The following is a 22,972-nucleotide window of genomic DNA, read 5'->3' on the forward strand; positions in this document are numbered from 1 at the left end:
ATCACACCCTTATTGAAAGTAGTTGAGAATTAACAAGAAATCTTCTTAGATATTGACTAAATCGAGGGAATAATATGGTAATTCGTGAGGACTCTCTCAATAACTCGGCTTTTAAACTCGGATTAAAGCGATCGTTCATCACAACCCCCAATAAGCGCACATCTTCTAGCTTTAAATCGTTCACTGCGGTTTGAAATGCTGGCCGGGCGGTCACCCCAGCCAACACCGTTAAAATGCAGGCATCACTGGCCGCTAAAGCGCGTTGCGCCGAAACATTACCGCCGTTGTTTTGATTGATCGCCGAGGTGTCAATCAAGATCAATTGATAGTCTTGCTTCCAAGCTTCAATCTGTTGTTCGATATACCCCGGCTCTTTGAGTTTAAGTAATGAGGCCTTATCCAGAGGAGCTGGCAAATAATCCACCAGCGAAGATGGGTCTTTCACCACTCCTTTCACTTCACCTCGGTCCCAACCCAAGTCAAATAAGGGGCAATCGAAGCGCCGTGGATGATGTAAATTAAAGTCCACCACTAATACCGAACGCCCTGCGCCTGCGGCGCGTTTAGCGATGGCATCCACCAACGTTGATACGCCCTCTCCAGGTTGGGCAGCACTCACTCCGATGCAACTATTTTGATGATTCGGTAGTCGTTGATAGACCCGCTCTAGTTCTTGATAAGTTGAAGGTAATGCAATCATAGGAACCCCAATAATGCGCTCACAGAAATCAGTCTAAAGACATCTTCTAGCCCTTGACGCGCTTTTACCCAGCCACTTTCGGCACGCGATGGAATATATACGGTGTCTCCTGCACGGATCACCGGTAACAGGCTGAAATCACCCGTTTTAGAAAATTCGAGCAAGTCAAAAGTTCGCGCCTGATCCTTACAACAAGATAGGTTCACCACGGTGATTTTTTGCGGATAGCCCTCGCTATCAATCCCACCCGCTTCGGCTAACAGGTCTAATAAGGTCATCTCATCATTAAAGCGGTAACGACCCGGCTTACTAACGGAACCTAATACCCGTACCGTGCGCTCCTTCTTTTCAGACAACCAATTGCGGTTTTTTTCTGGAATATAAATCGAATCACCAGGAACCACCTTGGGTAATATCGACTCATCGCCCGTTTCGAAGTACAAAGCTAAATCGAGTTTCGATACCGACGCATGTTTACCATTACGATGACTAATCCGTACATTACTAATATCAGCCTGCTCTGAAGGACCATCGGCGGCGGCAAGAATGTCTAAAAAGTGCATACTCGGGTCAAAACGATAGCGGCCAGGTGCCACCACTTGACCAAATACATAGATTGAATCTTCCGAACTTTGGCGCACCCACTGCGATTTATTATCACTTGGGTCATCGGGTAGTTGCGGCACCATAATAGTAGTGCCAGCCACGATCCGCGGCATCTGTTGATTGTTTATCTCGCCATTAAGGTAGGCGTTTAAATTAAAGTTAACCGAGCGGGTCGTGCCACCAGCATCACTGAATAATACGGTGATTTTGGCCATGTCTGCGTTTGGTTTTGGGCCGCCGGCATGTGCCAAAAGATCCATCAGATTCATTTCGTCAGCCCACTCAAAACGACCGGGCCGATTAACTTCGCCCATCACTTTTACCGCTTGGTTCGGTGACACCTTGGTCCATGATTTTTCATTTAAATCGGTTTTTTCGGGCACAAAAATCGCGTCACCCGCCATGATTCTAGGCAACTGAGCACTGCGACCTTCGGTAAAAGACTGCAAATCAAAACGTTCTACCGCGCCACTGCTACGAATAATTCGAATTTGTCGGGTTTCGGCAAAGCGACTCGGCCCACCGGCATTCGCTAATACATCTAAGAACCCCGCCGCTTGATTGCCTTCGTAGGCACCAGGTTTGAACACTTCCCCCATCACATACACCGTATTCGCGCCCGCTTTAATCTCCTCTTCCTGCTTCGGTACAAAAATGGTGGTGCCCGCAGTTAAGCTCAGCAACAAATCGTTATCGCCGGTATCCAGATAGCGTTTCAGATTAAATAACTTAGGTTCTCCGTCAATAATCACCCGAATTTGCTCTACGCTGGCATAACGAGTCACCCCGCCAGCGCGCATTAACATATCCACTAAATTAGCTGAACTTTTATAAGAAAAACTCCCTGGATTATAAACCTCGCCAAATACTTTAACCGCGGTGCGGTCTTCAGCGGCATCACCATTGTCGTTCAAACTATTCGGATCAAAATCCACCGCCACATTGCCAATTTTCGGCGATGCAGGAACAAATAATACATCGAGCGAATGCAAGCGAGGCAACGCAGCCAAATCGCCCGAATCGAGATATTGTTTGTAGTTAAATACCTGCGGCTGACTAAAACTAGCCCGGCGGAGTTGCAAGCGATCTAGCTGAGCACCAGCCCGTAAGCCACCAGCCGCTTGAATCGCCATCTGCACCCCAGCGCCTTCAGCAAGAACCACTTCACCTGGTTTATCAACAAAGCCCAATACACTAATCCGAATTCGACGCTCCTGTAGCAATACTCGCAAACCAGCCAAATCTCGGTAAGCGTTGGACAATTCTCGCTTAATTTTTTGTTGCATTTGTGCTTCGGTAAAACCGGACACCATGATTGGTCCCACTTCAGGCAGTATCAACCGACCATTGCGATCCACCTCAAAACGTTTGTCTAGGGAGGTTTCGCCCGGGAGAACAATTCGAACCACATCGCCAGGTTGTACTTGAGGATTGGCAGCATTGGCTTCGAATATCATGAACATATTGATCACTAAACCAATGAGCATCCAAGCGGGAAATGGAATTTTGCTAATTTTCATAATGCGATTCCTTATTCTGCGGCAGCAAAACGCGGCATGGCGTTGCTAGGATAGGAGTCAATCAGACTCACGGTGACACGTCGGTTAGAATGGCGAACCTCATCGCTATCGCCAGTAAAGTAGGGCTGAGAATCGGCGGCGGCTTGTAGCTTAATCAACGATTGCGGCATGCCTAACTCCACCATGTAGTCGGCCACTCGTTGCGCTCGTGCCAAAGACAAATCTTGCTTATAAGCCTGATCGCCCTTGCTATCACTGTGTCCGGTGATCATCAGCGATAACTTGCTAGCAACAATGATTGGCGTTAAACGGCTGAGCTGATCGCGATAAGCTGGTGTAAGTTCGCTGGAATCGAAGGCAAACTGGTTGTTACTGTTTAGCGCATCACTAATGCTCACCATGAGCCGCGATGACTGGATCTGCCCAAAACTATCAGTTTGACAAGCGCCACTTTGTAAGACTCGGTCGAGCCGCTGCTCTAACATTGCGAGAAAATGCTGCTGTATTTCTAAGTCATTGGCGGCATCTAGGGTTAAACCACCTTCCAGTTCCCGAATGATCCGTTGTTGCTGACTGCGCGCCTGTGCCACTGAGGCTGGGAAACACAGTTCAGCACCTTCCAAAACCAGTAAGTCGAGCTGGTGTTTGGTCAGTATTGACTCAAACTGCAAGCCGTGTTCCGGACCAATTTCACTCTGCTGGAGACTGCCGCTACTACCATCTAACCAAGCTAAAATACTCAACTGGTGCTCAGCAAAACCGCCTCGACCCTGCTTTGGCCAAGAACTACAACCCGAGCCAATCAATAACAACAGACCTATCACAATACAACGCATGGCAGACTCCTTGAGTTTCAATTAAGCAGCTATCGACGACAATGATTGGTGCACGCTGGCGCTTGACGGTAAGGTATCAAACATGGTGATAATTTGATTAACTCTTAGCATCAGCAATAAATCGCGAGGTTGTTGCTGAGCACCACAAATAATCAAATGTCCGCCTGCGGCATGAATCCGCTTAAACATAAATACCAAGGCGCCAATACCAGAAGCATCCAATTGGCTGACTTGAGTCATATTCACCACAATGACCTTGTTGGCCGAACTCTGACAAAGATCTTCAAAGACATGTTTATATTGGCCACATGAGCTGGCGTCTAAGGCACCTACGATGGATGCGGTAATATCACCTTGAACGGAAGTTGTTAGTTGCATATTCATAATTAGCTCCACAAAACATTTGTTCTCGACGGATTTATTGCCAATATCATGCCAATGAATATATAGCTTTAAATATCAATTAATTACATAAAAACAGAGACCATAAACAAAGGGTTTTCAGAAGCAAAATCGCAGCTTTTGCAATATGCAAAAGCTGCGCTTAGGGATTCTTTGCTTGGAGCAAACACTGAGGGCTAATCTGGCTCAACAAACATGCCAAAAACCAGTGGAGATCATATTGCAACATCCAGCAGAGTTAAGCAGTGAACTTTTGTTTTGCTGGTAATTGTTGCGCACTAATAAAAGGGATGGCCGAATGCTAAGCAAATAAAATACGGCTCGTGCCAAGAACGAATCAAAATAGCAATGCTGCTCTTGTTCGTACCTCACGATTGTTTTTATATTTAATTTACCGTAGTTGTTATTTTATTGTTGTTTTTGTTATCCTTTTATTTACTTCTGAACAAACTCACGATTCGAGCAAGCTGCTTCATCTCTCCCTGAGCAACGGCCTGTTTTTATTGGGTACACAGCTGCAATCACTAGTCGAAGAAAGATATAACTTTTAGCACAAATTGACTTCAAGTTATGGCATGCATTATGCTCTGCGAAATTTTTGCGCGGTAGCTACTGGGTAATAAAGCTTATTTATTTTAGGAATCAACAAAATGGAATTAATAGAGTCATTTTTTGGAGTCATTGGTGACCTCACTTGGGGATGGGCACTTATCCCGTTTCTGGTGATCTTAGGTTTGTTTTTCACCTTGGTCACAGGATTTGTTCAATTTAGATTTTTTGGGCGGATGTTCCACGTTCTTTTAAACAAAAACCAAACCGCTGGCAAAAATGCGATTTCTGGTCGTGAAGCGCTACTACTCTCTGTGGGTGGCCGCGTGGGGGGTGGTAATATCGCTGGCGTTGCGGTTGCTATCACTTTAGGCGGACCGGGTGCGGTATTCTGGATGTGGGCCATTGCGCTGGTAGGAATGGCGACCAGTCTGATCGAATGTTCACTCGCTCAGCTTTACAAACGTAAAGAAGGCAACGCCTTTCGTGGCGGCCCCGCTCGCACCATCATTCATGGCCTTGGAGAGGATTACAAATGGCTGGCCTATGTTTATGCCGTTTGTTTAATCGCATCATTTGCAATCGGATTTAATGCTTTCCAAGGCAACACTGTGGCCGGTGCTGCGCAAGACAGTATGGGCATTGACCGTATGTGGAGTGGCATTGTTCTGGCTGTTATCACTGGTTTCATCGTTTACGGTGGGATTAAACGTATCGCAAAAGTAGCAGATGTGATTGTGCCTATCATGGCCGTTGGGTATGTGGCGATGGCACTGATTGTTATCCTGCTCAACATTACTGAAATTCCAAGTGTTATCTATTCAATTGTATCCAATGCTTTTGGTTTTGAAGAAGCGGTTGGTGGCGGTATGGGCGCAGCGCTGGCACAAGGGCTACGCCGCGGTCTGTTCTCTAACGAAGCAGGTCTTGGTTCTGCACCAAACGTTGCCGCTACGGCCGATGTAACCCACCCGATCAGTCAGGGGATTACTCAATCACTTTCAGTATTTATTGATACGATATTAATCTGTAGTTGTACTGCATTCATCATCTTACTTGGTGATGTTTATGTACCTGGTGCTGCCAATATCGACGGAGTGGTGTTGACTCAGCAATCGCTAGTCTCTCATGTCGGTGAATGGGCCAAGTATTACCTAACCGCTGCGATTTTACTGTTTTCAATCAGTTCGATTATCTACAACTACTACCTTGGTGAGAACGCAATCACCTTTATGTCGAAGAGTAAAGCTGCGCTGCATTCACTACGTATGTTTGTGGTTGCGATGGTATTTCTCGGTGCCGTTGCGCCAGCAGCAACATCGGTGTTTTTCTTCTCCGATCCGATGATGGGTGTTTTGGCAATTGTGAATTTATTAGCGCTGCTGATGTTATTCCCGACCATTACCCGTTTATTAAATGACTACAAAGCACAATTAAAGGCAGGCATAGAACACCCTGTATTTGATCCTGCCAAGTTCTCAGACCTAGATATCGATCACAAAGCTTGGGATAAAGCCCGCTTGAAGACTGACGCTTAAACCCGAGAGAGCTGAAGCAACGAAACGCTCAACTCGAGATATCGAGTCACAAACTTTCGGAAAAATACTATTTGGTATTTTCATGGACATGGTTCATTTCGTCTGATGGCTATCTTCGATAGCTTTAAATGAACCATGTTCTGAAGCTTCAATTTCCAGATTAATGAGCGCTGTATCTCTAAAACCGCGCCGCTTGGAACTATCTGCGGACAATAAAGTTTGCTCGTTTACAATAAATTTTAATCATTGTTGCTTTAAACAAACTGTTGGGCATCCATGGTCTATCCCAGTCCTGCCCCGTTCAGTGTTAGCAACGGGGTAAAAGCTTTCGCCTACGGCGACATCATTAAGCTTCAACGAGCAAAGCTTAGCTAAGCAAAAAGAAAACTCGCCCTGCATCTTCTTAAACCCTGCGTTGCTTATTCTCAAGGGCGTTGAAGTAAACACTACGCTCAAACAGACTTCAACTTTGCTCCCTTGTTCATTTGCGCTACTCGGCGAAGATGATGGGGTTTAAAAGCGTAATCTTGGCTATCGAGAGTATGAAAGATTTTTGTTTTTAGAATGGGGGTCTAGTTTATTTCTGTTTAAGATCAGAGATTTATTAGATAGTTGTTGTAACGTTATAGAAAGACAGCGATAGTAGCTAGATGAACGAAGGACTAACAGTCTAACCTCAATGTTAATAGATTTAATACTATAGGTTATTGAATAATGAACAAGGATAGCTCAGAGAAATTCGATAGGGAATACTTCTCTAACTACGCAAAACAAAAGAAAGAAATATGTGATTTGCTGATTGGGGACGCCTCCACACCAAGAGCCGTTATAGTTGTGGCAGAGAACGGGTTAGGAACAGGCGAGCTTATTGAGGACCATTTATACCCTGAAGAACCCTATAAAATGAAAGTAATAAATGACATCGATAGCCTAGAGTGTGTCAAAACGGCTGAAAATGAAATAGCAATAATAAATGAAAATAAGGAGCGCCGTAATAGTTCAAAACGAAATTCAAAATACACTATCGCTGCTTCTATTTTAAGTGTGTTTACAATCATTTTGGACTTTATAATTGATAAAGGGTTTTTAAATAACTTAATTACATCTGAAAAGGCCAGGATATATGTAATTGATAGCTTAGGTTTACTATTTGAACTTTTATTTTTTTTTATTGTGTTTATTGCTATTAAGTGGCTAACCTCATCATTCTGGACTCGTAGAAAAACAAAAAAATTAATTAAAAAATACTTTGTTAATGATATTAACAAGGAAAGTGAAAAAGAAATAATCAATAGCGAGGAAATAGATTTAAAAACAATAGACGTTATAAAATCGTCTGCCGTAGCAATTTACATTGATAACTTATCTAAAGATAAAGAATTTACCATTTACATTAAGAGCATTAAACCTAATTTATTTTTTGAAATATCTAAGTATATATGCTGCAGTAAAATAATATCTGTAGCGTATTATGAACGCTCAGAAACAACCGCAGACCTTTATTATAAAAGAATAATAGAGCATTACGATGATTTTAAAAGCAACAATACTATTGTTGGGTGTTTTTTTCAACCGCCACTTAACCCTGACCAAATAGAGGATACGATGCAACGTCTAGGTGTCTTAAACCCTAGGGCTCTTACTTTACTGAGAACATCTCACTCCAAATATGAAGCTTTGAAATATAATTTTTCTGAGTATATAAATGAAATTAACATGGGAAGTAAAAATAGCTCTCCTTCAAATTTCGAACTGTTTAATGTAAACATACTTGGTAAAACTTGGCTCGATGAGTGGGTTATGCAAGATCAACTCTCTGAAGAAAGGAATTTATGGAAGGTAGCTGTTTTACTATCTCAAATGCTTGTTGTATTAGTTGGACGTTGTGACATCGTCTCCTTGAGAGAATATGTATATAATAAGGTTGGTTGTACACCGCCAAAGAACAAAAGCCTTCGAGATGAAATCAAGGGTTCTCCTCACATCTATTTAACCAAAGGCGGCTCTCAGTATCGTGTTCAAGAGTATGTTCGTCCTCACTATTTAAAAGCAAAATCAGAAATTCCTTATGAACACAATGAACTACTTTATGATGAGCCATATAATTTTTTAAACTATATTGTAAAAAATCATGTTTCAAAATATAAAAAATTAAAAGAGCAAGTTTTTCACAAAACAACTGCTGATAATTTATTACCTATACTTAAATCCTTGTCAAATGGTTTTCTACGGGATGATAATAGATTAAGTATAACTGAAGAGTTACATGAAAAAGTTGATTATACTTCATTTATAATAGGTGAAATATTATCGTATGGTGCAATAGCTTTTCATAATCTTTATCAAAGAGGGGAGAGAAAAGCAGCCATACTAGCTTGTGATCTCGCTCTCTGTTCTTTCCCCCTTAGCGGAGGCGAAGAGGAAGAAGAGAATGATATTGAATCAATATATTGGTACAACCTAAAAGCTGCTATTCATACAGTACCAGGCAGATATGAAGATGCAGCTCAAGCATTGTTTTGGGCCAATAAAGCTCGTGAAATTTTCAAAAATGTAAATCCCCAAAAGCTTGACTACAAAAAGCAACGCAGCTTTGTAACTATTTGTTCGACATTGGTTGAAAGCTTTATTATGGGCGATGGAAGAGATGAGCGAGATGCTCTCCTTGCTCGCACATTTATACAGTTCTCATTAGAGAAAACCGAACAATTTCTTTGTGAAAATGAGTATGATGAAATATTGTTGTCAGCTTACTTAAATCAATTGATGACTTTATACAAAGCGTCTAGTTCAGTTCACCATTACGGTTCAATATTTGATGATGCATATATTAATCTTAATTCGTATGGCATTAGTCAAAAAAATATACATAAATTTAAAAATAATCTTGACCTCTCAATTTCCTTACTAATTTTTTTTGGCAGAAGGCTTAACAAGTCAGCATACAAGAAAACAGTTGAGAATTATTTACCTAGTTATATTGGGTTGGTTGATTTTGCGTCAGACTTACAGAAAGAATATCCTCAGTCATCTCGTTGTTTATATACGTTATGGTGGGTACATAAATCAATGGCTTTTCATTGCAAAAGAGATAGCGAGAGCCTTCTAGATTCTATGGAGTTACATCTTAACTTCTACGAAAAAAAGCGTAGTTTAGTTGGCGCTCATCATCAAATATCACCTCAGCTAATATTTTATATTTTTGACCGAATTAAAGATGCCGTTGAGATTGAATTAAAAGTAAAATCTGAAAGTGTGACTAATTCAGATTTTATTGTCCGAACTATCGCACCCTTTAATATAAGTAGAATCGATGGTCTATATAAAAAGTATTTCCCAATATTAACGGAACATCTAAAAGACAAGCTTTATGGAGAGACAACCATCAAAGAGTTGGATTCTGATATAGAAAAAATAGAATCATTCTTAACCAAAGATGAATTACTTACAGGTGAGAGCAAAGCCAATATGGAACCGATCATTCCATTAAGTCAGATGTCAAGGCTGCGGAGAATCCGAAAAACACTTAAACCAGAAAAAAATAAAGAATCTAAAATTGCCTCTTCGAATAAAGAGTTAATTCGAGTCCGATTTTTCCGTAAGAGAATTAATTTTAGCTTCAAGTTGTGGGCTTGCAATCCTGAGATTAATAAAGAGTTGTATTTTTTAGATGTAATAAATTTACTGGCCAATGGATTTGGAAAACCAAATGGAAGCTCTCGATTGCAAGATAGTCAGTTAGAATTATTGAATGCAAAGAAAAATATTCAATTGGCAGATATGTATCCGGCATTACAGAGCATAGTCCCTCGTAAAGGAAAACTAACAACGGGTGACTTATTGGTTGGTAAAATTATTGGATTTAACCATCTTGGATTTGTTTTTATGTCAGGTAAACGGCATAAAATACTAGTTCCATGTATCAGGCCACAATTGGCAACCTCCTCTAGCAATGTTCACCCTTGTATATTGGCTTCCCCTTTATTAGAAGGGGTTGTCATTAATTCAGAAAGGCATGGTTTAGATTTGTCAGCATATTGTAGAAACGAACACTATCACTTGATGCAGATCATTGCTTGTCAACATGAAACTTCTGGCGGTTTCGAGAAAGAAGTATTTCGTATCAAAGAATCCTCTATGAGTTTTCTCGGCTTGGGCGAACAAGAAATAGAAGAGTCTCTTTCTGGTATCGACTATATAGCAACAATGCGTGGAGAAAACTTTGTAGAGAATGTAGTCACTAGTATGTTTGCACCATTCAAGATGGTTAGACCAATTTTCTCTAAAAATATGATGTTAACTGGTTCTAAGTCTATTATGGTATGTCGCTTGAACGATCGGTTTCATCCATTCTATATACAAAAGCATGTTAGCCTATCAATTCGATCCGCATTGGGGTTAACTAAATGTATATTTATTCGTTCAGATGCTACAGATGAATCAAATATTAGGATAATAGAAAAAGTACTTCAAACACCGTTGCGACGAGATGAAGATGGAAATCTAGTTATATATGCAGATGAGGTTGGGAAGAAAATGCGTCATGCACAAATTGCAAAAAACATAATGAAAAAGTTTTCAGGAAATAATATCGTTCGTACGGCAAAGCCTGAAGAAATTGATTTTGACGAGTATTACTGATCGAGTTTCTTGTATTGGCTGATGACGCGAACTTTGACAGCACTTAACAAAATTAAGGTTCGGCAGGGATAGGAACGATTTCGCAACAACGTATAAGATGTTTGAAAAGGAAAATGGTGCGCCGTAACCGGGATCAGCTTCGAGCTATTGTTAATTTGTACTAGCTCAGACTTGCTCTGACAGTTACCCGTTTTTCAATAGGTGGCTGTCAGTTTAGATTTGAGCTAGTACTGGTAAGGTCTAAAGAATGTCGACACTTTAGTATTAGAAAAAATAGACCACAGTGTAAACTGCTTCTCACCACTAATAGGATTAACTAAAACACTTTGGGGCAGAAACGTGTTTGAATATAATCAAACTTTATTGTCCTTCAACAGGAACCAAGCTGATCCGCAAATCAAGTCGACATCGATAGGTGCTTCTAGCGAGTAAAGACATCAGAACCATGATCGACTATTCGTTATTTGTTCGCCTTTAGCACGTTTCAAATCTCAGACAAATTGTTGCTTTAACGATTTGTCTAAAATCTTGAGCGTCAGTCTCGCATTGTCTACAATAAGCCACTTTTATTTATTTCAGGTCATAAACATGAGCGACACAAACTCAAAGCCAGCCTTACCCGATCGCCTTGCAGGCAACCCTCGCAGCCCACATCATGTAGCAGAGTGTTTCGAACACGACATCGGTATTCGATTGAACGGTAAAGAGCGCAATAATGTTGAAGAATATTGCATTAGTGAAGGCTGGGTAAAAATCCCATCCCCTAAAGCCTTAGATCGTCGCGGCCAACCTATCCTCATCACGCTCAAAGGAACGGTTGAAGCCTTCTATATTTAAGCCTTTTATAAACCACGACTTGCTATCAATAGTTCAAGCTTGAAATAACTTAGCTTTTCAGTTGCATAGCTTGTTCTGGTCTAATTCCATCGGACACTTAATTTTGAGACAGTATGTTAATGAATTAAGAGGTCTATATGAGTTTGAAAAAATCACACAAGAGTTATCCACAAGAATTTAAAGATGAAGCGGTACTAATGGTGTTGGAGCAAGGTTACAGTGTTGCTGATGCTGCAAAATCTCTAGGGGTTGGCACTAGCCTGCTTTACAAGTGGAAAGAAAGGTACGAAGTCCAACGGCAAGGCATCACCCTAGAAGAGTCTGAGCGTGATGAACTCAAGCGATTACGCAAAGAAAACAAAGAATTACGCATGGAGAAAGAAATACTAAAAAAGGCAAGCGCCTTCTTTGCGAAAGAAATGAAGTAAAATGTCGCTTCATAAAAAAACACTCAAATCAGTTCCCTGTTGCGCAGCTATGCCGAGTCATGAACGTAAGTAAATCAGGCTATTACGATTGGCTTAAACGCCCTGCGAACGTGATAGGCCTTGATACTTTGAAGCTTTATCGCCGTGTTCGCCAGTTATTCAAGAAAAGCCGAGGTAGCCTAGGGAATCGTGAGATGGTGAAGAAATTGCGCAAGGAAGGCTACCAAGTAGGCCGCTATGCTGTCCGTACAATGATGCAACGCTTGCGGCTGAAAGTGACCCAACGGCAAGCTTATAAAGTGACAACGCAGCGTAAACACTCTGACGCAGTCGCTGATAACCTGCTAAATATGAACTTTAACCCAAGCGCTGCTAATCAGGTTTGGGCTGGTGATGTAACCTACCTAAAAACAGGCGAGGGTTGGATGTATTTAGCAGTCGTGATGGATTTATACTCTCGCAGAATTGTTGGCTGGCATATTGATAAACGGATGACTACAGACTTAATTTCCAAAGCACTCATTAAAGCCTACAACTTACGGCAACCACCTAAAGGCTTAGTCTTTCACAGTGATAGAGGCTCACAGTACACCAGTAAACAATATCGTAAGCTATTAGTTGGTTTTGATATTCGAGCCAGTATGGGCGATGTAGGAGCGTGTTGGGATAATGCTGTTGTTGAACGATTCTTCGGAAGTTTAAAACACGATTGGCTGTTTAAAGTTAATCAGCCAACACGAGAATTTATGAAGCAAGATGTGGCTGCTTATATGAAGTATTACAACTTAGAGCGGCTTCATTCGGCCAATGGTGATTTATCACCGGTGGCGTTTGAAAATTCTCAACTAAAAGTGTTCAGTTTGGGTTGACCAGTACAGCTTGTCGAGCCCTTTGCTCTGCTTCACATCTTCGATGCTGGAATCATATTGCAGATCCACCAAAGCCAAGCCAGTAATATCCAGACTTACACCCACAGAGCGTTCTGCAATAAAATTGCCTTACTGGCCCTTCCCCGCAACGACCACCCATAAGGTTTTAAGTAATACACTCAAGTCTTGATATAACCAACTACTACACTGACTTAAAGAAAGCGCGTAACGGTGATCATAAGCAAGTTTTTGCTTTACATCTTCGATACTGGAATCATATTGCAGATTCACCTGAGCCAAACCAGTAATACCTGGCTTGAGACCCACGGTTCGTTCGCTATAAAACGGAATGGCCTGCTCCAGAGTTTGATAAAAGGCCGGACGTTCCGGCCGAGGCCCCACCAATGACATATCCCCTCGGATCACATTCCATAACTGCGGCAACTCATCGAGCCGAGTCTTGCGCAGCCAGCGCCCTACCCGCGTGATCCGGCTATCTTGTTTAGTAGCCCATACCGCGCCACTGGCTTGTTCGGCATCGGCGCGCATACTGCGAAATTTAATAATCGAGAATAGTACGGCCCGATCCTCGGCGATTAAACCCACTCGCGTTTGTTGATAAAACACCGGCCCCTTGCTATCAAGTTTGATGGCCAAGGCAATCAAAGGAAATAAGGGACTCACCAATAGCAACAATAAACTAGCCGCAAACATATCGAAGCCGCGTTTCAAGACCACCACCCAAGGATTTAGTAAGTGAGTAAAGTAGTGTTTCTTAATCTTCTTGTAGCCATAGTCAATACAACCCAACATGCTGGAAAAGTGTCCTTCAACGAGGTAATTCAAGCTGCCAATCGGCCCTGGAAACTTTAACATGGGTAACATCCTCGGCAGCGCAGCCAACAAATAAGCACTGAGCTGTAAGGCCAATAAAGCCATAAAAACCAGAGAATGTGAGGCGAGCAGCAGTGAGCCAAGCAAGCTGCTTAACATCAAAAATGGAATGGTCACCCGCAATGCCTTACCTGAAAAAAAGGTAAAAGCCACCCCTTTGAAACGTGGTAACAACATGTGGCGTAGCCGGATCAACTGTTGCAAATTGCCTGCGCCAATTCGTTTTCTACGGCTGCGATCCTGGCTGTCGGCCGCGTGTTCTAACTCTAAAGCGCGAATATTTGGCTCGTATACCGCTCGGTAGCCCTGCGCCACAATATCCATGGGGATCACAAAATCATCATTTATAGTATCTTCTGGCATCGCTCGAAATAAACGCTGCTTAATCAGATAAAAAGCGCCGTGAGCCCCCAGCGGTGCCCCCATGTCGGCTTCGCAACGCTTCACTTGCCGTTGGTAGTTCCAATACGCTTGTTCGCCCACTGAGCCAGGGCTTAACAGGTGATAATAACCACACACCACTCCCACATCATCCTGAGCAAAGTGACTGGCAGCAATCAGCAGCGCATCTACCGAAATTAACGCCGAGACATCCGACAGCGCCACGATGTCGGCACCACTTTGGGCGATGTGTTGATTGAGCACCGCCACCTTACCGCTATTTTGCGGCTGCTCACAAACCTCGAAACTAAAATTACAAAATGCTAATTGTGCGATGGTTTCTCTGGCCACCGTCGCTGTTGCATCGCTGCAGCCATCGCACACCACTTTAATGCTTAAGCGCTCATCGGGATAATCCAGAGTGGCCAAATTAATCAGTTTTGCCGCGACATAGTCTTGCTCGTTGTAGGCAGGGATCAGCAACTCAATGCTTGGCAATTGCTCATCGTTAAGCGAGCGATGATATTTTCGAACCACCGCCACTGGCTCCTGTGGTTCTGCCTTGCCGGCCAACTGACTCAGTAACTTGAGCAACAGGGGATAGAGCGCATGGTGATAAACGACCAAAAACATCGATATCAGAGTCAAGTAAGTGACAATGGTCATAGTAAGCTCCTATAAGTAACGATGACGTAAAGCTGCATAATTGCGGGCGGTGGTTCGTAAATCGCCCACCTGTTTAACGAACTGGCGCGGATTGCCTGTCGCTTTCAGTGCCAATTGCTGCCCCAAGGCTTGTGCCATCGCAAAGGCTGAACCGGGCTCCACCAAAGTGCCAGTACGTGGACACAGGGCTTCGGTTGAAGCCCCAACATTGGTCACCACTGCCGGAATGCCGCAGGCTTGCGCTTCGAGAATCACCAACGACAAACCTTCAAAATAAGAAGGTAAACAAAACAAATCGAGCGCTTGATAAAACTGCGGCATTGATTCGATGGCGCCAAGAAAATGCACTCGCGCTTGTAATTTCAGAGCCATCACCAAACGTTGTAGCGCCTGGCGTTGGCTACCATCGCCGGCAAACACCAAATGTACGTCTTGGGGAAAACTATTGAGGGCTTCAATCAATACCGCCTGACCTTTTTCTGGCTCTAAACGACCCGCACAACCAATCAATCGAGGCTGTATTGGCAAACCTAGCAGCTGGCGAGCTAAGTGTTTGTCTCCCACCGCGAAGCTGTGAGTATCGACGCCGTTTTTAATCACTTGCACTTGTTCATCGTTAAAACCCAATGCCGACTTCAGCTCACTCGCCACCAAATTGGCATCGGCGACGATCATCGGCCGAACCCATTTCAGCGCGAAGGATTGCAGCATACGACGCCGCTGCTGGCGCAGATGCCAGGCATCATGTTCGGTATGAATCACCACTTTCACCCCGGCTAAACGCGCTGCGATACCGCCGTAAATTAATGGCCCGATGTGGTGAGTATGCACCACGGGGACAGCCCAACGACGAAACAGCTTCACCAGCTTCCATAGGGTGCTAAGGCGAAATCCCGGCTGCTTATTTAAAAACATCAGGCGATTGGCGTAGGGGCGCAGTCGCGGCCAGTCTTGCAAGGCCTGCTGCTTGGTGCCTTCCAAGGAAATAATCACCCCTTGCTCGTGCGCCTCTTCCATCCGTTGTAAATCGAGCGCCATGGTTTCGATGCCCCCCGGCTGTAGGTGCTGTACCACTTGGATCCAAATACTCATAAGTTGTTCCTCTTAAGCACAATAGGCTGTTAATTCGAGTGAGACAGTGGTGGAATACGGCTAAGCACCGTCACCCCGGCGATATCTTCGATGTCTTTAATGGTGCGTAAACTGGGATCGGCCAGTTCAGCCAATAGCGCTAAACTGAACCCCGTCACGATCCCAGCCACCAGCCCGGCAAGCACAAACAACCACATTGGCAGCGTTGAAGGCCCACTGGGAGTAAAAGCACGATCGATAATTTTAATCCGATCAGATTGTTCAAATACCCCTAAAGCACCCGTCACTTGGGCCATCTCGTAACGTGTCAGCATGTTTTCATACAGGCTACGCTTGACTTTGAGATTTCGATTAAGGATCCGCAGTTGTTTCTCTTGCTCACCCACTGAGCCAATTTGCTGCTGCAACGAGCTCGCTAAACTGCGTAATTGTGAGACTTCTTCGGCGAGGGCATCGACTCGCTGGCGAGCGATCATTAAGGCTTCAACTTGCACGATCAACATCTCCCCATTGGATTCGGTCAGGGAAATTTGTTGCTGTAATAAGGCCGAGCTATCCGTGTTCGAAATCGAGGACAGAGGTAAAGATAAGACTTGCTCACGCTCCTGTTCGAGATGGCGCAATACCCGTTGCAGCGCTTGTACCTTGGAGTGACCTTGGGTATAACGCGACATCAGGGTGGCCAGCTCGGCACGATTCATCACGATCTGCTCTTCGAGTCGAGTCAGGACCGGATTGGTGCGAGAGAGTTGCTGATCGATACTGCCTAAGCTTTGTTTTGCACCAGCAAGTTCTGCTTCTCGCTCAATCAAACGTTGACGGATCTGCGACAAACGCTGGGTATTAGCCGCATGTTGCTCGGGTAAACCATCGGCATGCAGGGTGCGGTAATCCGCTAAGGCTTCTTCGGCCTCTTCTAAAGCAAAACTACTGGACATTAAATGTTCCCGCAGAAAACGTTCTGATTCTTTAATCGAAGAACGCTCTGGCGCGAGTAACTGCTCAATAAAATGTGAAGAGACGGTTTCTAGTAATTCACGCATACCCTGCGGATGCGCTGAGCGATAATCAATCCGAATTAAGTCCTTGCCCACTTGACGCACCGTGAGCGCCGCCGATAAACGGTTAATCACCTGCTGCTTTTGCTGTGGACTGTCACTCTCAACCATCAAGCCTTGTTCAATGGCCACTTCAGTTAACACATGCCGGCTGTGTAATAAGGTCGTCAGGGCTTCCATCCGGCCCTCTAGATTTGCCGACACCGCTAAATCTTCCAGAAAAGGATTTAAACTAGCGGTTTCTTGCACCAACATACTGGTATGTGAAGCATACTGCTTCGCGGAGAACAACGAGACTAAGACACCACAAATGGGCATCAACAGGATCGGCATGACGATAAGATAACGTCGACGCCATAAGGCATCCACAATCAAATATAGTCTTGGTAATAATTCGCCCATGCCACTCTCCGTCTGAATTCAAGAGTGTTATAGCCAAAATCATGCCATTAATAATTACTTAAATAAAACAATGGATTATAGACAATAAATGATTTTTAATTAGGCGGTTTTGCAGATTGCGAAGCCGTAAAATAAACGCCCAGACCGATGGCCTTAAATCCGCTATCGGTCTGAGAAATTAAATTAAACACACAGCGGATTAGTGATCGGCTGACCAATTTCTGGCAATGGTCGTTGCTCACTATCGCCGTAGCCAATCTTAAAGCGCACTCGATTCACACATAGTTTCTCGATCTCGGGTTTCAATAAATCAAACATCTCAAACCGTTCCTGCAACTGCGGGTGTGCCGCTTGATAGCTGCGGATTTCATCGGCTAAATAGCGATAAAACTGTGTTTCATCAATCCCAAGGCTAATTAACTTGGGTGACACAAAACGCAATACCGTGACAAAATGGCCCGTTAATAAGTCGTGGATCAAGTAATGGGCGGGCAAGCGGGTCAAGTTCTGGCGGATCGCCTGCGGCAAGCGATTAAGTTCTGGGAAATCTTGGTCTATCAGACGTAAGTCGCCATGAAAATCTTTAATCAAGCAGCCAACGGGTTGATGGCCTTGCAAGGCCAAGGTAATGTTTTGACCGTGCGCCACCAAGGCCACTCCATAGCGACACATCAAATGATATAACGGCACCACCACATGCTTAAACAGCTTTCTGAGCCAGGCTTCGGCGCTCAATCCCGAGAGTTCGATCAAGGTAACAATCGCCGCCTTGCCTTGACTATCGGTTTGCATCAACGTGGCCATTGACATCGGACGCTGCTGCTCACTTAATACACTCTCGGCACGTTCACGCCAAATACAACCGAGCATTTCTTGATAACGATAGCTGCCTCCTGCGACTTGTTGCTGATAAGGCTGCGGGCAAAATACCCCCGCAACTTCTTGCTGTACCCTCAGTCCCAGCTGAGCAAACAAGGGATCTTGAATGGTTAACTGGGCCAACCATGCCGACAGCTTGGGCCCCTGCACGATAAATTTGCCAGGAATACCGCGGTAACAGGAGGTATTTAAAATCGTTAATGCCGTTTTCACGTCATAACGGACCCTTGGGTCAACGGCGCTCAAGGTACGGATTGATTGCTGCGCCAGCCAATCACCAGTAACAGGACCCAAATCGATTGCGTCGCCATTGGCAAACCATTCGGCAAATTGCCCAACTAAAAAGCGCGACATTTGCCAAGGATGAACCGCCATAATCAAGAACTGATCGCGATTCTTCGCGGGCAATTTATTGATCAACGCCAGATACGCTTCACTCCCCAGCACCTCTTCAAGCAAGCGCTGTGGACTCAAACCTTCGGCAAAACCCACCTCACAATGTTGCTTGTTCAGCGCCAAATAATGGAGTTGAAATGCCCGACCTGATTCCGGCGAATACAGCGCTAACTCCGCAGCCCCCCAACCCAAGCGACCCTTATTGGCAATCGCCTTAGGGTGCGCGTCTAAATAACGTTGCCGAGAGGTTTCATCCATAGTCACCAGCGCATCACTGGCTAAGTTTCGCAGTTGAGTAATGCGCAACATATCGCTGTATAGCGTTTGTTGAATTTCTTCTAATAGGCCTGCGAGATTAATATCGTTAATTTGAATTTGCGACTGAATATCAATCAACAACTGACTTGCACTCGGCGCTAAACCGTCGCTGCATTGAATACTATCAGGCGTAATGATAAACATGCCCCAAATGCTTTGGCTCGCCTGAAAATCCCAGTGGCGCGAGGTAGTCACCAGACGCCAATTCGTCTGCTTGCTCGCCACAGCATGACCTTCGCACACAGCTGGCGACCGAGGTTCAAACGCTAAACGTTCCTCAAAATGTAACTCACTCAATATCTTAGCGACTAGTTGTTGACTCGCTAATTGCCAAGCACGGTGTTGTGTCATGGTGGTTCCCTACTCGCTTTTTGTTTTAAATACACAATGAAATTTATTTGTTAAAAACATCATCAATATATTGACAAACTACCTTAAAATCAACAATGATAATACAAACCATTATCATTAAGATTAACAAGTTAATGCTGTATCGCTGTTTACTCATCGCTTTGGGATTAAACCAAACTCTGCTACTCGCCTTGTTGCCAAACATTGCAGCATTAAAGGGTTTGCAGGGATCGGAACAGGGTCTAGGACTGATTGCGGCGGTCGTGAATGTTAATTTAATTAGCTTTTGGTTGGGAAGCGGTTTTTGGGGCAAGTGGCTGCCAAAACTGGGGATCCGCTTCTGTTCACGCATCACCATCAGTGGCTTTATCCTTGCAAATCTGTTGTTTTACTTCGCCTTGCTTATACCAACAACGCCTTCGCTACCGGTAATGGCACTGGCACGCTTAGCGCTAGGGCTATTTAGCAGCGCTTTTATTATATTGGCGCAAACCCATTTGGCGATTACAAAACAAAATGGCTTAGGCCAACTCGCTAAAACCAGTGGCGCAATTACTCTCGGTCGCTTACTCGGCCCAAGCTTAGTATTACTGCCTTTTAGCATGCAGTACTTACTGCTGATCCCCCTGATTTTAGTGCTACCCTTACTAATCAAGCAACTGTGCGAAAAGGCTGAAAATCAGGTCGATTTTGCCAAAGATTTCCCCCTCCAGACATACTCAGGCAAGTCCCCTCGTGAACAAGCCAAAACCAGACGCCGCCCCAATCAGCTGAAACTAATTTTGCTCAGTGCGCTATTGATGACTGCCTTGGTGAGCACACTACAATTCTACCTGTTGCCACTATTGCTCGACTTAGGCTATCAAGGGGAACAGGCCTCAAGTTTATACGCCTCCATCTTATTATACATCAGCATCACCTTACTGATCTCTCAGTTACTTTTAATCCCCTGGTGGTCAAAACAACAACGCCCACTAGCCCCCATTTTACTACTGTGTTTAGCACTTGGGTGCCTGCTACTTAGCCTCTCGGTTGGCCTCAGCTCAAGCGGGGCACAACAACCATGGCTGATATTACTCGCAGGGCTAACCAGCCTGACCCTTGCAGTTTCTGGTTTCCCAGTTTGGTACAGCCAGTTAGCGCTGTCCCAATCATCGAGTTTGAGCGAACGGAGTCGACGCAGTGGCTCTTTGTCGCGGGCTCATAGCAGTGGTTACTTAGTCGGTAGCGCCGTATCGAGCAGCTGTTTGTATTTCAGCATTCCCTTATTAACGCCCATTTGGGTATTCGCGCTTGGGCTGGTGGCCTGTGTATTGTGCCTCCAGCAATACCTGCGCCCTGCCACCCAAGTTATTTAATGATGTCACTTTAGTTCAAGGAATCGAATGAACAAATTAACGCCTTTAACAGCCAAGTTGAGCCCCATTGCATTATTGTTAATGGCTTCAAGTGCTCAAGCCGTCACCAACCTGGACACGATGGTGGTCACTGCCAGTCGGACCGATACCGCAATCGCCGATGTAGCAGCCACCATGTGGGTGATTGACCAGCAGCAAATTGAACGCCAAGTGAACGCTGGCGCCGATTTAAAAACCGCACTCGGTCGATTGATCCCAAGTTTTGACTTTGGCGGTGAGGGTCGAACCAATTACGGTCAAAACTTACGGGGACGCTCGGCATTAGTGATGATCGATGGTGTGTCACTCAACTCAACTCGAGCCATTAGCCGCCAGTTAGACAGTATCGACCCTTTCAATATTGCTCATGTAGAAGTGCTCTCCGGCGCGACCGCGATTTACGGCGCGGGAGCCGCTGGCGGTATCATCAATATTATTACCAAGAAGGCCAGCGTCGGCCCGGCTGAAGTAGCGCTCAACTTAGCGGGTTCATCTGGGTTTAACAATAGTGATGACCAGAATAAAAAACTGGCACTCAGTGTGGCTGGCGGCTCAGAAAAACTGCGCGGCCGTTTATCTGCCGCCTACCAAGATAGCGGCGCAGCCTATGATGCCAACGGTCAGATGATTTTGCCAGATATCACCCAAACTGACTTACAGTTTAATCAAAGCATCGACATCATGGGCAATCTTGAATTTGAACCCGATAACCAGCAACTACTGTCGTTGAGTGCTCAATATTACAACAGCGAACAAGATAGCGACTACGGCACCTATTTAGGGCCAAATCTCGCCGGGATTTTTGGTCGGCCAGATCTAATTTCGGTGCAACAAGGCTTGTCCCTTGAAGAACAGCCATCCACCGAACGGGTCATGGTGAATGGTCAATACCAGCACCACAACATTCTGGGCCAAACGCTGATGGCGCAACTGTTTTACCGCAGTGAGTCGATGCAGTTTTTTCCTTTTCCTTCTATTTATCGGGTGACCGGCTCCCCCTTAGCTGGCAATAGCTATCCGATCTATGGCGCGTCTCTTCAAGAAACCGATGTATTAGGCGGCAAACTGGTATTGGTGAAAGACTTTGACCAGGTTCAGCTCACCTACGGCATCGATGCCGAATCAGAATCATTTTCCGCCAAACAGCGAATTTACGATGCCAATACCGCACTTGCTTCTGGCGGTCTCAACTTTAAACAAACCCAAAACCTGCAGCGCTACCCCGATATCGACACCCTCAATATTGCAGCATTTTCTCAAGCCAAGTGGGAAGTGAATAACGATTGGTCGCTCTCAGGTGGTTTCCGCTATCAGCACATCGAACATGAAGTCGGTGACATTGTAGGCCTCTTACAGCAACACCTGTCAGCGATTGGGATGTATAACGATCCGGATGTAATTAAAGGCGGTAAAAGTGATTATAATGAATTGCTATTTAATCTCAGTGCCATCTATAAAATCGACCACCAGCAGCAAATTTGGGCTAACTTCAGCCAAGGTTTCAACTTGCCCGATCCCGCGAAGTATTACGGGAACGGTAACTACGATGGTACCTATGGCGATGGTCCAAACTTAATCAGCAGCATTAATGTGGCCGACAATCGACTCAGCGGCGTAAAAACCAATGCCTTTGAACTTGGTTGGCGTAAAACCAGCAGTAACTATGATCTACAAGTTGCCAGCTACTATTCGATCTCCGACAAAACGACCTCCTACAACAAAAGTACTCTAGCGGTGGTGGTTAACGATGACCAACGCCGAATTTATGGTATTGAAGGTCAGGCAAACTACTACTTCGACAATAACTTCTACACCGGTCTGCAAGCACATTTAATCAAAAGCGAAACCGAGAGTAATGGCGCGTGGAACAAACTCGCGGCAGAAGAAGCGAGTCCTTCTAACGGTAGCTTAAACCTTGGTTACGACAACCAAGCTTACGGCGCTGAATTACAATGGCAAACCTTGGCCGACTACAGTGATGATCAAGGTAGCGAGCTTCATGGTTACTCACTGGCAAACCTAAACGGCTACTACGCACTGCCGCTGGGACAAGTTAACTTTGGGATCCAAAATCTGTTTAACAAAGACTACGAAACCCTATGGAGTCAGCGCGCACAGATCCTTTATAGCAGCTTGTCAGCCTCGGAGTTATTTACCTACAAGGGTAAAGGCACCACCTTCTCAGTTAGCTACAACGCCGTTTTCTAAGGAT

At 44.6% G+C, this 22,972-nt stretch carries 14 protein-coding genes; 6 read left to right on the plus strand and 8 right to left on the minus strand.

From position 1 onward, the window contains the following. Position 1: 1 nt before the first annotated feature. Genes ACRRSX_RS13690 through ACRRSX_RS13705 form a run of 4 tightly spaced genes read right to left on the minus strand, consistent with a single transcriptional unit; the run spans position 2 to position 4,046 of the window. Complete coding sequence (locus tag ACRRSX_RS13690; RefSeq protein WP_432452626.1) at positions 2-700, minus strand: hypothetical protein; 699 nt, start codon at positions 698-700, stop codon at positions 2-4. After that, positions 697-2,826 carry an SLBB domain-containing protein gene (locus ACRRSX_RS13695; protein ID WP_432452625.1) on the minus strand — a complete coding sequence of 710 codons (2,130 nt, stop codon included), beginning with the start codon at positions 2,824-2,826 and terminating at the stop codon, positions 697-699. Before ACRRSX_RS13695 ends, ACRRSX_RS13690 begins: the two co-directional genes overlap by 4 nt. Before the next feature lie 11 nt (positions 2,827-2,837). Then, positions 2,838-3,662 carry an OmpA family protein gene (locus tag ACRRSX_RS13700; protein WP_432452624.1) on the minus strand — a complete coding sequence of 275 codons (825 nt, stop codon included), beginning with the start codon at positions 3,660-3,662 and terminating at the stop codon, positions 2,838-2,840. A gap of 21 nt (positions 3,663-3,683) precedes the next feature. After that, the gene (locus ACRRSX_RS13705; RefSeq protein WP_432452623.1) at positions 3,684-4,046 is read right to left on the minus strand and encodes an STAS domain-containing protein; all 363 of its coding nucleotides are present in this window, start codon (positions 4,044-4,046) and stop codon (positions 3,684-3,686) included. Between the two features lie 668 nt (positions 4,047-4,714). Here ACRRSX_RS13705 and ACRRSX_RS13710 point away from each other — a divergent pair. From ACRRSX_RS13710 to ACRRSX_RS13725, 4 genes are all read left to right on the plus strand, one after another. Further along, positions 4,715-6,151 carry an alanine/glycine:cation symporter family protein gene (locus ACRRSX_RS13710; protein ID WP_432452622.1) on the plus strand — a complete coding sequence of 479 codons (1,437 nt, stop codon included), beginning with the start codon at positions 4,715-4,717 and terminating at the stop codon, positions 6,149-6,151. A 714-nt stretch (positions 6,152-6,865) separates the two neighbouring features. Then, positions 6,866-10,792: a hypothetical protein gene (locus ACRRSX_RS13715; protein ID WP_432452621.1), complete on the plus strand. Its 3,927-nt coding sequence runs from the start codon at positions 6,866-6,868 to the stop codon at positions 10,790-10,792. A 588-nt stretch (positions 10,793-11,380) separates the two neighbouring features. Further along, the gene (locus ACRRSX_RS13720; protein ID WP_432452620.1) at positions 11,381-11,629 is read left to right on the plus strand and encodes a DUF3297 family protein; all 249 of its coding nucleotides are present in this window, start codon (positions 11,381-11,383) and stop codon (positions 11,627-11,629) included. Between the two features lie 137 nt (positions 11,630-11,766). After that, a protein-coding gene (locus ACRRSX_RS13725; protein WP_432452619.1) for an IS3 family transposase occupies positions 11,767-12,926 on the plus strand; the annotation gives its coding sequence in 2 pieces (ribosomal slippage) (positions 11,767-12,016 and positions 12,016-12,926; 1,161 coding nt in all). 129 nt (positions 12,927-13,055) lie between these two features. On the opposite strand, the gene ACRRSX_RS13730 is transcribed toward ACRRSX_RS13725, so the two are convergent. The 4 genes from ACRRSX_RS13730 to ACRRSX_RS13745 form a co-directional block, all read right to left on the minus strand. Then, positions 13,056-14,867 (minus strand): sugar transferase, encoded by a 1,812-nt coding sequence (locus ACRRSX_RS13730; protein ID WP_432452618.1) that lies wholly within the window; start codon positions 14,865-14,867, stop codon positions 13,056-13,058. A 9-nt stretch (positions 14,868-14,876) separates the two neighbouring features. Beyond that, entirely contained in the window at positions 14,877-15,959 is a 1,083-nt protein-coding gene (locus ACRRSX_RS13735) for a glycosyltransferase (protein ID WP_432452617.1), read from the minus strand. Positions 15,960-15,988: 29 nt separating this feature from the next. Next, positions 15,989-17,419 (minus strand): Wzz/FepE/Etk N-terminal domain-containing protein, encoded by a 1,431-nt coding sequence (locus tag ACRRSX_RS13740; protein WP_432452616.1) that lies wholly within the window; start codon positions 17,417-17,419, stop codon positions 15,989-15,991. A gap of 183 nt (positions 17,420-17,602) precedes the next feature. After that, positions 17,603-19,363, minus strand: coding sequence for an IucA/IucC family protein (locus ACRRSX_RS13745; protein ID WP_432452615.1), 1,761 nt, complete (start codon positions 19,361-19,363; stop codon positions 17,603-17,605). A 95-nt stretch (positions 19,364-19,458) separates the two neighbouring features. On the opposite strand from ACRRSX_RS13745, the gene ACRRSX_RS13750 reads away from it, so the two are divergent. Together ACRRSX_RS13750 and ACRRSX_RS13755 are read left to right on the plus strand one after the other, a co-directional pair. Beyond that, entirely contained in the window at positions 19,459-20,721 is a 1,263-nt protein-coding gene (locus tag ACRRSX_RS13750; RefSeq protein WP_432469667.1) for an MFS transporter, read from the plus strand. Positions 20,722-20,748: 27 nt separating this feature from the next. Beyond that, the gene (locus tag ACRRSX_RS13755) at positions 20,749-22,968 is read left to right on the plus strand and encodes a TonB-dependent receptor (RefSeq protein ID WP_432452613.1); all 2,220 of its coding nucleotides are present in this window, start codon (positions 20,749-20,751) and stop codon (positions 22,966-22,968) included. Positions 22,969-22,972 lie beyond the last annotated feature (4 nt).

Source organism: Agarivorans sp. QJM3NY_30 (assembly GCF_050870855.2).
Lineage (GTDB): Bacteria > Pseudomonadota > Gammaproteobacteria > Enterobacterales > Celerinatantimonadaceae > Agarivorans.